Below are 12126 nucleotides of genomic sequence, written 5' to 3'. Positions count from 1 at the left end.
GTTCGATCAGATGATCAGATGAACGGCTTCCCGCCGGTGACGGCGAGCGTCGCTCCCGAAGTGTAGCTCGAGAGCGGATCGGCCAGCATGACATAGGCGGTTGCGAGCTCGGCCGGCTGGCCGGCGCGCTGCATCGGGACCTGCTTGCCGAAGTTCTTGACCCTCTCCTCCGACATGGTCGACGGGATCAGCGGCGTCCAGATCGGACCCGGGGCCACCGCGTTGACCCGAATGCCCTTCTCGGCCAGCATCTGGGCAAGCCCACCCGTAAAATTCTGAATGGCGCCCTTGGTCGTGGCGTAGGCCAGCAGCGTCGGGTTTGGCATGTCCGAGTTCACCGACGCCGTGTTGATGATCGCAGCGCCCGGCCGCATATGGGGGACGGCGGCCTTGGTCAGATAGAACATGGCGTGGATGTTGGTCGCGAACGTGCGCTGCCATTCCTCGTCGCTGATGTCGGCGATGTCCTTGAACGTGGCCTGATGCGCAGCATTGTTGACCAGGATATCGATGCCGCCGAGTTCCTCCACAGTACGACGCACGATCGACCGGCAGTGATCGGGATTGCTGATATCGCCGGGGATCAGGACGACCTTGCGTCTCTCCCGCTCCACCAGCGCCTTGACCTCGGCCGCATCCTCGTCCTCGTTCAGATAGGAGATGACGATGTCGGCACCTTCACGCGCATAGGCGATCGCGACCGCACGGCCGATGCCGCTGTCGCCGCCGGTGATCAGCGCCTTTTTTCCTGCCAGGCGCCGGGCGCCCTTGTAACTCTCCTCGCCATGATCCGGCCGAGGCCGCATCGCCCGCGTCGAACCGGGCATCGGTTGCTGCTGCGGCGGATAGGGAGGCTTTGGATAATCGGTCATGGACAACTCCCGGGAAGTTTGCTGCGCTAACGGAGCGCCGCCGAAACTGTTCCTGGCGATTTCCTGGCGATTTCCTGGGATTATCCGGACGAAACCCTAGCTCTATCCGGATTGGACGGCCCCGATCTGCGACACCGGGCCGTGCGCATCCCCCGATCGGGCCTGACGATAGAGGTGACCCGGCTCCGCCCACAGGAACCCATTCGAAAACGGCACACCAGGATAGGCCGCCGCAAGCCGGCGGTTGCCGCCGTCGACATCGTCGCGACCGTCGAGCACGTCGCGAAAGGTCCTGGCGACGGCGACCATGTCGCAATCCTGCGGCGACAGGCGCAGCGAGCCGACATTGCTCTCGCGCAACAGGCCGGCCTCCCCAAGCAGATTGGCGCAGGTGTGAGACAGGGTCTGCACGCCGTTGATGGTCAGAAAATCCTGCTGCTCCAGCGTGTTCAGAATCAGACCATCCGGATCCTTCTCACAGACGAAGCGGCAATTATCCTTGGCGAGCTTGTGAAGGCGCGCATGATAGCAGCGGGCGGAGATCGCCAGCGGCACCCTGCCGAACGCGAACAGCTCGATCGTGACATCGGGAACGGCCTTCGCGATCGCCGCCACCGAGGCCAACGGCAACTCGGGCGGCAGGCAGATGCGCTCCGCCCCCTGCGCGGCGTGAAAGGCCGCGCTCGCCTCGTTGTAGATGTTGACGAAGGGCCCGATGGCATGCGGCCGGCCTGCGAGCGCCCTGAGACAGGTCAGATCGTTCACCTCGACCAGCACGCCTTCGGCCGAAGCGAGCTCTTCGGTCTGGCGGCGCTCGCGCCGCAGCGAGACCAGGATCAGCGAGCCCAGCAGCACCTGCTTGCCTGCCTTCTGCAACCGTTCGACCACGGCCGGGATGTGATCGGCGATGAACGGCGACCGCTTCGAGCAGACGATCTCGCCGACCGATACGACGTCGACCGGCGCTTCGTCGGCGATACGGAAATAGAAGTCGCGCCAGCGTTCCGGCGCCCAATTGTACAGAACTGGACCGAGGCTGAGCTGCATCGCTGGATCTCACATATTCGAGAGGATCAACGCCAGGTCTTGCGATAGGCGCCGAGCGTGCAGGCCTGTCCTTCGGTGAACGGCTTCAGGCCCGCAATGTCCGTCTCGCTGCCGCTCTCGAGCGCCGCGAGCGCATGGCGGAAATGGCGCACCACGCTTTCGACATAGGCGCGGCCGCGCTGGCGGCCCTCGATCTTGAGCGCGGTCACGCCCGCATCGCGCAAACCCCTGAGCAGGGTCGTGGCGTCCAGGCTGACGGGATCTTCGAAAATGTAAGCAGCGCCCTGTGCGGTCGAAAAACGGCCCTTGCACAGCGTCGGATAGCCGGCGGGCTCGCTCGTCCCGAACCGGTTGATGGTGAAGCCGCCGAGGCTGGACTTGGTCCCCTCCGCGGTCTGTTCGTAGGTCACATGGCTCGGCGGCGAGCAGACGCCCTGCATGTTCGGCGATTTGCCGGTGGCATAGGACGACAGCGAGCAGCGCCCCTCGGCCATCACGCAGAGGCCGCCGAACACGAAGACCTCGGTCTCGCAGGCCGACTCCCGGGTGATCTCGGCGATCTCCGGCACGCTCAGGACACGCGGCAGCACGACGCGCCGCGCCCCGAAATTTTCGGCATAGAAGGCGATGGCGTCCGGATTCGCGGCCGCGGCCTGAACCGAGACGTGCAAGCGCTGGCTCGGATGGCGCCGCGCCGTGTAGTCCATCAATCCGATGTCGGCGAGGATCAGTGCATCGGCTCCGGCACTCACCGCATCGTCCACGGCGCGATGCCAGATGTCGACGGCGGCGGCGCGCGGGAAGGTGTTGATGGCCACAAGGATCTTCGCGCCGCGACCATGCGCCAGCGCGATCCCCTTGCGCAGCTCGTCGCGGCTGAAATTCAGCCCCGGAAAGTTGCGCGCGTTGGTCTCGTCGTTGAAGCCGCAATAGATCGCGTCGGCGCCGGCATCGATGGCGCTCTTCAGCGCCGCCGGCGTCCCGGCGGGACAGATCAGTTCCATCATCTCGATTGCTCGCTTTGCCCCGATGAGCCGATCACATGACCCCGGGCGGCATCGAACACGCGCCTCGCCGGCGCGCCCAGCGGGCCGAACAGCGAAGACAGTTCAGTGGCGAGATCGAGCTGGGCGTCGTCGATCGCATTGCGCAGCGCCAGCACCGCCTCGACATCGCCCTCGACCACGAGCTCGCGCGAGAACATCAAGGCATCGCCATCGACCCTGCCTTCGAGCAGAGCCAGCAGATTGGCGAGCGAAGCCGAGATGCGCGCATCCAGACCTTGCGGCAGCTCGCGCACGACGGACAGGCGCGGCGGCTTCGCCTCGACCACGAAGGCAAAGGGCAGATCGATCGGCCTGATGCCGAACCGCGCGCGGGCGTGCACGCCCAGCCGGTCGAATATCGCAGGGTTGCGCCGGTGGATGCCCCGCAGGACAGCGCCGAGAGCGAGCTGCAACGGCAGCAGAGGCAGCGGACGCATGGCCAATGCGACAAGCGGCGGAATCGTCGGCAACGGACCGGACGATGCGGCGGACGGGTCATTCATGACGCCACATCTGGACGGAATGTACGCCGCTGTATTTGAGCCGGAACAATGAAGACCAAAAACAGGCCGGCTAGCTGTGATTTTTTGGGAGCTTCTCCAGTTGCAACGTGATGTGCCGCGCTTCCGCGACCTTGCCGACTTCCTGCGCTTCATCGAAAGCCGGGGGCAGTTGCGACGCATTCGCGAGAAAGTCTCCGTCGTCCACGAGATCACGGAAATCCACCGGCGTGTGCTCGGGGCACACGGACCGGCATTATTGTTCGAGCAGCCCGTCAAGGCCGACGGCCGCCCCTCGGAGATGCCGCTCCTCACCAATCTGTTTGGAACGGTCGAGCGGATCGCGTGGGGCATGGGGATCACGCCCGACCGCCTCGAAGAGCTGGGCCAGCTGATGGCCGAGCTGCGCGCGCCGCGACCGCCCAACAGCATCAGGGAGGCCTTCGGCAAGCTTCCACTCGCCCGCGCGGCACTGGCGACGCGCCCGCGCACGCGCGCGGCCGCCCCGGTGCAGGATTGCGTCGCGATGGGCCCCGACATCGATCTCGCGAGATTGCCGGTGCAGATCTGCTGGCCCGGCGAGCCGGCGCCGCTGATCACCTGGCCGCTCGTGATCACCGTGCCGCCGGCCTCCGCCACGGCCGACCAGGAGGAGAATGTCGGCGTCTACCGCATCCAGGTGCTCGGTCGCGACCGCGCCATCATCCGCTGGCTTGCGCATCGCGGCGGCGCCCGCCATCACCAGCAATGGAAGGCGATCGGGCGCGACATGCCGGTCGCGATCGTCATCGGGGCCGATCCAGCCACCATCCTGGCCGCGGTGCTGCCGCTGCCCGAGACCATGTCGGAGCTGCGCTTCGCCGGAATCCTGCGCGGCGAACGGCCCGATCTCGCGCCATGCCTCACTGTCCCGCTCGCGATCCCGGCCGAGGCCGAGATCGTCGTCGAGGGCTTCGTCTCGGCCACCGAGACCGCGCCCGAGGGGCCGTATGGCGATCACACCGGGTATTACAATTCCGTCGAGGAATTCCCCGTGATGCGCGTGACCGCGATCACCAACAGGCGGCAGCCCGTCTACCTCTCGACCTTCACGGGCCGGCCGCCGGACGAGCCGTCGCGGATCGGCGAGGCGCTCAACCGCCTGTTCGTCCCGCTGATCCGTCAGCAATTCCCCGAAGTGACCGATTGCTGGCTGCCTCCGGAGGCCTGCTCCTACCGCATCGCGGTCGCGGCGATCAAGAAGCGCTATCCCGGCCAGGCGCGGCGGCTCATGCTCGGCCTGTGGTCGATGCTGCCGCAGTTCAGCTACACCAAGCTCCTGATCGTGGTCGACGACGACATCGACGTCCGCGACTGGCAGGCCGTGATGTGGGCGGTCTCGACGCGCAGCGACGCCTCGCGCGATCTCGTGACCATCACCGACACGCCGATCGACTATCTCGACTTCGCCTCGCCGAAATCGGGGCTCGGCGGCAAGCTCGGCATCGACGCCACCACGAAGATTCCACCCGAGACGGATCGCGAATGGGGCGTTACGCTGACCATGGATCCCGCCGTGGTCGCACGTGTCGATGCGATGTGGTCGAGCCTCGGCCTTTCCGGTGCGCCCGCACGCACACCGATCCCCACATGAGCGGACGGCAAGGCCTCATCGTCGGCATCAGCGGCGCCTCGGGCGCCGCGATCGGCATGCGCATCGTCGAGCTGCTGGCCGACGATCCGCACTACGCGGTGCACCTCGTGGTCTCGCCCGCGGCCGAGCGTACGCTGAGCGAGGAAGTGGGGAGCGATGCGCTGGCGCGGCTGCGCGCGCTCGCCTTCCGCCAACATCCTCATTCGGACGTCGGCGCCGCGATCGCCAGCGGCTCGTATCCGGTCGCGGGAATGATCGTGGCGCCGTGCTCGATCCGTACGCTCTCGGCCATCGCCTGGGGGCAGCTCGACAACCTCCTGACGCGCGCGGCCGACGTGCAGCTCAAGGAGCGGCGCCGGCTGGTGTTGCTGGTCCGCGAGAGCCCGCTGCATCTCGGCCATTTGCGCAGCATGCTACAGGCAACCGAGATCGGCGCGATCATTGCCCCGCCCATGCCGGCCTTCTATCTGAGGCCACAGTCGCTGGATGAGGTGATCGACCAGATCGCCGCCCGGGCGATCAACCTGCTCGACCTCGCGAAGCTTCGCGCACCCGCAAAGGTCTGGTCGGGATCGGGCTCCGACGGCGTCTAGCCGGCGCAGCGGCTCCCGTCACGGCCGCCTCGCCGGATCAATTCACCTCGGCAAAGCCGAGCGATGACCTCACGCCCGGCGAGATCATCGAGGGCTGCCAGGGCGGCTCGAACGTCATGGTGACGTCGATCGGGGAGATTGCCGATTCCAGCCAGCACAGACAGTCATCGATACGCGTTTCATCCTGCTCCATCGGCAGAGCAGTTAAGTGCTCGCCCTCACAACGCACTTCAAAGTCACATCCCTCGAAATGCGGCCATCGGCACTTGCCGTCGATAGATCTTCTTGATCGGCCGGTGCACGTTGTGCGCACGTCGTCTTCCAACTAATCGAGGTTCGGATGGCTTCGTGGTGCGGCAGGCCGGCGGCATCGGGCACGCTTCGCTGCGACGCGCCATGGTGGCGGCGACTTAGATGAGGCGGGCAAAGGCGTCCCGTTGCGCCGCCGTCAGATGCAAGCCATGTTTGGTACGCCGGTCCAGGAAGTCCGCGGGCGCCCTGGCCCACTCCTTCTCGCGCAGAAACGCGGCCTCACGTTCGTAAAAGTCGCCACCGAAATGCCGGCCGAGATCGGCCGAGACGCGGGCCGGACCCAGCAGCTCGCGCGCACGCGTGCCGTACAGGCGAGCATAGTGATGGACCAGCTTGCGCGGAAGATCGGGATATTCGCGCGCCAGTTCGACGATGAAGGCATCGAAGTCACTCCCGATGTCGCCGCCCGGCAGCTTCGGTCCCGCCGTCCAGCTGGGCGACATCTGCGGAAACCATGGCTCGAGACGTTGCAGCGCGTGTTCTGCGAGCCGGCGGTAGGTCGTGATCTTGCCGCCGAAGATCGAGAGCAGCGGCGGCACGCCTTCTGCGCCGTGAACCTCGAAAACGTAGTCGCGCGTGACCGCCGAGGGGTTCTCGGTATTGTCGTCGTAAAGTGGCCTTACGCCGGAAAATGAATGAACGATCTCCCGCTCGTCCGGCGGGGCGCGAAAGTAACGGCGCAACACGCCCAGGAGGTAGGCGATCTCGCCCTCGTCGATCGCGACGTCTTCCACGCCGCCGTCATAGGAAATGTCCGTCGTGCCGATCAGCGCCAGATCCCTCTCGTAAGGGTTGACGAAGATGACGCGACGGTCCGCGTTCTGGAGCAGATAGGCCTGCGGCCCACTCCAGAATTTTGGCACAACCAGGTGACTTCCCTTGACCAGCCGCACATTGTGCGAGGAGTTCAGCCCGGCGACACTCTGGACGACGTCCTGGACCCAGGGACCTGCGGCATTGACCAGCGCTCGCGCCCGGACGATCAGCGTGCCGCCGTCATCTCCCTGCATCTCCAGGTGCCATACGCCCGCTTCCCGGCGCGCACGCAACGCGCGGGTGCGGGGCAGGATGATCGCGCCGTTGTGCGCGGCATCAACCAGATTGAGGATCACGAGCCGGGCGTCATCGACCCAGCAATCCGAGTATTCAAACCCGCGGCGAAACTCGGAGCGCAGCGGCGCGCCCTCAGGCGCGTGCGTGAGATCGAGACCACGGCTCGACGGCAGATGCTTGCGACCGCCGAGATGGTCATAGAGAAACAGCCCGCTGCGAACCAGCCACGCTGGCCGCTGCTCCGGCGAGTGGGGCAGCACGAAACGCATCGGCCAGATGATGTGCGGCGCGGAGGCGAGCAGAACCTCGCGCTCGATCAAGGCTTCGCGCACCAGGCGAAACTCGTAATATTCGAGGTAGCGCAGCCCGCCGTGAACGAGCTTGCCCGAGCGCGACGAGGTGCCCTCGGCAAGATCACCCTTCTCGCACAGCAGAACCTTCAGGCCGCGGCCCGCCGCATCGCGCGCGATGCCGGCCCCGTTGATGCCACCGCCGATGATGGCGATGTCGACCAGCCCGTGATCCCTGCCCGCGTGCGGCGCAGCCCCGGTCATCACGTCCTGCTGCGCTTCTTCTCGACCCGTTGCCGCGCTGCCGCCTTTGCCGATGCGCCCGCCCTGCCCGGCTTCGGCCTGGAAGCCCTGGACTTGGAACCTTCGGGCCGCTGGAGACCGTAAGTCGAGAATCCCTTCGCGGTGTCGGCGATCTCGGCTTCGCTGAGAATGTGCGGCGATCCCAATGCAAGCGAGAGATAATATTGCCGCGCGATGGTCTCGAGCTCGACCGCCAGCCACATCGCCTTGTCGAGGTTGGCGCCGACCGCGATCATGCCGTGATTGGCCAGCAGGCAGCCGTTACGGCCTTCGAGCGCGGCGAGCGCCAGCTCCGACAATTCCGCCGTGCCGTAGCGCGCGTAGCCGGCGCAACGGATGTCATTGCCGCCGAACGCGGCCATCATGTAGTGGCAGGCCGGGATCGGCTTGCGCGCGATCGCGAGCACGGTCGCGTAGGTCGAATGGGTGTGGACGACGCCGCCGACATCGGGACGGCCGCGCATGATGTCGAGATGAAAGCGCCATTCGGTCGACGGCTTCAACGGCCCATCCCAGGAGCCGTCGTCGCGATCGAGCGGCATCGCGGCGATCATCTCCGGCTTCATCGCGTCATAGGGCGTCGCGGACGGCGTGATCAGCATCCGGTCCTTGTAGCGGGCGGAGATGTTGCCCGACGTGCCCTGATTGAGGCCCGAAGCGTTCATCCACCGACATTTGGCGATGATCGCCTCGCGCAACTGTCGCTCCTCGCGGGTCATGGCAAGATACCTTTCGTCTTCAGCACGGATTGAGCGGCGGCTCGCCGGCAAGATAGCGGCGAACCTCTTCCGCCGCCTGATCGGCGGCAATGGTGACGGTACGCAACGAGGCTCCCGCAATATGGGGCGTCAGCGTGACGTTGGGCAATTGCAGCAGCGGCCAGTCGGCGGGCACCGGCTCCACGGCAAAGGTGTCGAGCATGGCCCCGCCGAGCCGTCCGGCAGACAGCGCCTCGAACAACGCCTGGTAGTCGACCAGGGGGCCACGCGCCGTATTGATGAAGATGGCGCCCGGCTTGACCTGCGCCAGCGCCGCGCGATCGATGAAGCCGGTGGTCTCGGCGGTCACGCGCGCATGCAGGCTGATCACGTCGGCGCGAGCCAGGAGCTCGCCGAGGCCGACATGCTCGACGCCGTCATTGCGATCCTGCGCGCTGAGCTGGACGTAGGGGTCCGTCACCAGGATCTTGCAGCCGAACGCCTTGAGCAGCTTTACGACGCGGGTGCCTATCGCGCCATAGCCGACGATGCCGACGGTCATCTCGCCGAGCTCGCGCCCGGTGCGATCGGCGCGATAGAGGTCGCCGCGCCATTCGCCGCCGCGCAGGGATTCATGCCCGCTGCGGATCAGGCGCGTTTCAGCGAGAATCGCGCCGATGGTGAACTCGGCCACGGCGCTGGCGTTGCGGCCGGGCGTGTTGACCACGAGCACCCTGTGGTCGCGCGCGGCCTGCATGTCGATGTTGACGGGGCCGCCGCGCGAGACCGCGATGAATTTGAGGCCCGGCAGACGCTGCAGCATCGATCGCGAGACCGGCGCAAGATGCGTCACCAGCAATGCCGCGTCGCCGATGAAGTTCACGACCTCATCGGGATCGCCCATGAACTCCTTCAGTCCGTCGAGCTTGGAGCCGGCATAGCCATGCTCCATCGGCTCGTCCGGCCATGGCTGCTCCAGAACGCGGATGTCGATGGCGCTGCCACAGGCCGCCGTGATCCGTTCGGCAAAGACCTTCGGCAGCATGAAGCGGTCCCCGACGATGGCAATCTTGCTAGGCATGGCCGGCTCCCGCACGCACGGCCGCGAGTTGCTTCCAGACCGGCCGCGCCGCGAGCCTGGCATTCAGATAGGCCGGAAACAGCCGTCCATAATGCGACGCCAATGCCGCGTCCGGCGTTTGCGGCGTCGCAAGATATGGCCGCACCCACGCATCCGCACAGGCCGTCATGTCCGGATAGAGGCCGGTCGCCACCGCCGCGATCATGGCGGCGCCGGCAGCGCCCGCCTCGCCGCGGCTACAGACGCGCACGTTGCATTCGAGCACAGCGCCAAGGATCGCGCCCAGAGCGCGGCTCCGCGCCGCGCCGCCGGTGATGCGCAGGTCGCGCGGCAGTGCGCCCATCGCGGCGTAGCAATCGCGGGCGGCGAAGGCGAGCCCTTCCATCACCGCCCGCATCAGATCCCAATAGCCGTGGCGGGTGCGCAACCCCAGGAATTGCGCGCAGGCCTCGTGCGCGACGAACGGGCCGCGCTCGCCGGCATCGGAAATGAACGGGTGGAACAAGAGTTCGCCGGGTTGCGCTTGCATGACGCGCTCATCGAGCCGTCCGATCAGATCGGCGCGCGAGCGCGCGATACCTTCGGCGGCGAGCAGATCGCGTGCGAGGTCCAGCAGCCAGTCGATATTCAGCGTCGCCGCCATGTTCGATTGCATCTGCGCATAATGACCGGAGACCGGAAACGGCATGGTATAGCCGGTGGCCTCGGCATTGAGGACCACCGCATCGGCGCTGGGCGCGAGGCGCATATGCATGCCGGTCGAGCCGATGATGGTGCAGCCGACATCGGGAGCCGGATCGTAGAGTCCGGCCCCCAGCGCATTGCAGATCACGTCGACATAGCCGAGCGAGACCGGAACGCCCTGCGGCAGACCGATCTCGCGCGCCGCGGCGGCGTTCAGCGGATGCGTGGTCACGACGCCGTCGACGACGTCGGGAAACAGGGGCATGCAATCGGCGATCCCGATCAGGCGCGCGGTTTCGGCGTCGAACCGGCGCTTGCGGAAATCGCCGCAGGAGAAGGTCGCCTCCGACGGATCGGTCGCACGCTCGCCGGTGAGCAGGAAATACAGCCAGTCCTTGCAATGAAAGGCGGTGCGGGCGCGCGACAGGGTCTCGGGCGCATGCGCCTGCAACCAGGCCAGTTGCGGTCCTTGCTGGCAGGCATTGAGCCCCGAGCCGGTCCGCCGATAGAGCGCCGCATTGCGCTCGCTGTCGCGGATCCGCTCGACGAGGCCGGCCGCGCGGGAATCCAGCCACAGCAAGGCGGGCGCGACGGGACGGCCGTCATCATCGATCAGCCAGGTGCCGTCGCCCTGGCCCGTCACCGCGATGGCGGCGAGCCGCGATGCGAGATCGGGGATCGCCACCACCAGGCCGCGCAGGGCGGCAATTGTGTCGTTCCAGGTCCGCGCCATGTCCTGCTCGACATGGCCGCCGGCTGACGTCGTGTAGCTGTTCGGAAGCGCGTATTCGCCGAGCTGCCGCCCGTCGCGCGTGAACGCGACCGTCTTGATCAGGGACGTGCCGGCATCAATGCCGATGATGACGTCGCGGCCAGGCAAGATGCTCATGGTCGGGCTGCCTCCGCATGGTGAATGCAGTTGCCGTCGGCGCCAAACAAATGAAGATGCCGTGCCTCCAGCGCGAACGGCAGGATGTCCCCGGGCCGCGCTGTGATCTTGTTCGGCGTCACCGCGATGAGGAGGCGGCCGTCGCATTCGCCTGCGACATGCGACTGGTCGCCCAGCCACTGGTTGGAGACGACGCGCACGCGCACATCGCCGCTGCCGACGGCGATCTTCTGCGGTCTTATGCCGACGCGCAGGCGCGTGCTCTGCGCGAGCGCGCGGCCGGCGGCGGCATCGAGCGTTTGCCCTTCCAAGTTGAACGCGAGATCCGCCCCGATCGAGAGGCGAAAACCGCCATCGGCCTGCGCCACCTCGGTCTCGAGCAGGTTCATCGGCGGCTCGCCGATGAAGCTCGCAACGAACAGGTTCGCCGGATGATCCTTCAGCTCCCGTTCGCTGGCGAACTGCTGAAGCACGCCATCCTCCATGACCGCGATGCGGTCGGCAAGCGCGCTCGCCTCGGTCTGATCGTGGGTGACGAAGATCGCCGTCATGCCGCGCTCGGCAAGCAAGCCTTTGATCCGTCCGCGCAGCACCGCGCGCAGCTGCGGCTCGAGCTGGCCCATCGGCTCATCCAGCAGATACAGATCGGCATCGCGCACCAGGGCGCGCGCCAGCGAGACACGCTGCTGCTGCCCTCCGGAAATCGAGCGTGGATAGCTGTCCAGGATATCGGCGATCTCGACCAGCTGCGCGATCGCCTCGACACGCCGGGTCACCTCGGCATACGAGAGCTGCTGCGCCTTCAGGGCGAAGGCGATGTTCTCGCGCACGGTGAGCGGCGGATAGAGCGAATAGCCTTCGAAGGCCATCGCCACCCTGCGCTTCGCCGGCGGCAATTGGTCGATCCGGCGCCGGCCGAGCGTGATCGCCCCCGAGGTGACGCTCTCGAAGCCCGCGATCATCCGCAAGGTCGAGGTCTTGCCGCAGCCCGACGAGCCCAGCAGCGCGACGATCTCCCCCTTGCCGACCTCCATGTCGAGCGCGCGCACCGCATGGACCGGCGGCTTGCCGCGGCTCTGATAGACCTTGTCGACCTTGCTGATCTCGAGCATGCCCATGCCTATC

12 protein-coding genes are annotated in these 12126 nt (G+C 66.6%); 2 read left to right on the top strand and 10 right to left on the bottom strand.

What is annotated here, in order from left to right; genetic code table 11:
* Positions 1 to 14: 14 nt before the first annotated feature.
* From AC066S_RS17705 to ubiT, 4 genes are all read right to left on the bottom strand, one after another.
* Entirely contained in the window at positions 15 to 872 is an 858-nt protein-coding gene (locus AC066S_RS17705) for an SDR family oxidoreductase (protein ID WP_478270238.1), read from the bottom strand.
* 102 nt (positions 873 to 974) lie between these two features.
* A complete protein-coding gene (gene ubiV, locus AC066S_RS17700; RefSeq protein WP_135169695.1) occupies positions 975 to 1919 on the bottom strand; it encodes a ubiquinone anaerobic biosynthesis protein UbiV in 945 nt (314 codons plus the stop codon).
* A 26-nt stretch (positions 1920 to 1945) separates the two neighbouring features.
* Positions 1946 to 2923 (bottom strand): ubiquinone anaerobic biosynthesis protein UbiU, encoded by a 978-nt coding sequence (gene ubiU / locus AC066S_RS17695; RefSeq protein ID WP_167767553.1) that lies wholly within the window; start codon positions 2921 to 2923, stop codon positions 1946 to 1948.
* Complete coding sequence (gene ubiT, locus AC066S_RS17690) at positions 2923 to 3468, bottom strand: ubiquinone anaerobic biosynthesis accessory factor UbiT (RefSeq protein WP_126255520.1); 546 nt, start codon at positions 3466 to 3468, stop codon at positions 2923 to 2925. The genes ubiU and ubiT overlap by 1 nt, the downstream gene beginning before the upstream one ends.
* A 100-nt stretch (positions 3469 to 3568) precedes the next feature.
* Here ubiT and AC066S_RS17685 point away from each other — a divergent pair, with 100 nt between their 5' ends.
* The gene (locus AC066S_RS17685; RefSeq protein WP_478270237.1) at positions 3569 to 5098 is read left to right on the top strand and encodes a UbiD family decarboxylase; all 1530 of its coding nucleotides are present in this window, start codon (positions 3569 to 3571) and stop codon (positions 5096 to 5098) included.
* Entirely contained in the window at positions 5095 to 5691 is a 597-nt protein-coding gene (locus AC066S_RS17680) for a UbiX family flavin prenyltransferase (RefSeq protein WP_135169698.1), read from the top strand. Before AC066S_RS17685 ends, AC066S_RS17680 begins: the two co-directional genes overlap by 4 nt.
* 37 nt (positions 5692 to 5728) lie before the next feature.
* On the opposite strand, the gene AC066S_RS17675 is transcribed toward AC066S_RS17680, so the two are convergent.
* The 6 genes from AC066S_RS17675 to AC066S_RS17650 all read right to left on the bottom strand — a co-directional run bounded on the left by AC066S_RS17675 (position 5729) and on the right by AC066S_RS17650 (position 12113).
* Complete coding sequence (locus AC066S_RS17675; protein WP_478270236.1) at positions 5729 to 5884, bottom strand: hypothetical protein; 156 nt, start codon at positions 5882 to 5884, stop codon at positions 5729 to 5731.
* Between the two features lie 217 nt (positions 5885 to 6101).
* Positions 6102 to 7610, bottom strand: coding sequence for a glycerol-3-phosphate dehydrogenase (locus tag AC066S_RS17670; RefSeq protein WP_135169699.1), 1509 nt, complete (start codon positions 7608 to 7610; stop codon positions 6102 to 6104).
* Complete coding sequence (locus AC066S_RS17665; protein ID WP_135169700.1) at positions 7610 to 8368, bottom strand: class II aldolase/adducin family protein; 759 nt, start codon at positions 8366 to 8368, stop codon at positions 7610 to 7612. Before AC066S_RS17665 ends, AC066S_RS17670 begins: the two co-directional genes overlap by 1 nt.
* A 19-nt stretch (positions 8369 to 8387) precedes the next feature.
* The gene (locus AC066S_RS17660; RefSeq protein WP_135169701.1) at positions 8388 to 9428 is read right to left on the bottom strand and encodes a 2-hydroxyacid dehydrogenase; all 1041 of its coding nucleotides are present in this window, start codon (positions 9426 to 9428) and stop codon (positions 8388 to 8390) included.
* Positions 9421 to 11001 carry an FGGY-family carbohydrate kinase gene (locus AC066S_RS17655; protein WP_135169702.1) on the bottom strand — a complete coding sequence of 527 codons (1581 nt, stop codon included), beginning with the start codon at positions 10999 to 11001 and terminating at the stop codon, positions 9421 to 9423. The genes AC066S_RS17660 and AC066S_RS17655 overlap by 8 nt, the downstream gene beginning before the upstream one ends.
* Positions 10998 to 12113 carry an ABC transporter ATP-binding protein gene (locus tag AC066S_RS17650; protein WP_135169703.1) on the bottom strand — a complete coding sequence of 372 codons (1116 nt, stop codon included), beginning with the start codon at positions 12111 to 12113 and terminating at the stop codon, positions 10998 to 11000. Before AC066S_RS17650 ends, AC066S_RS17655 begins: the two co-directional genes overlap by 4 nt.
* Positions 12114 to 12126: the final 13 nt, after the last annotated feature.

The organism is Bradyrhizobium sp. CFUWI, assembly GCF_056429085.1.
This window is presented reverse-complemented; position numbering and strand designations above follow the sequence as displayed.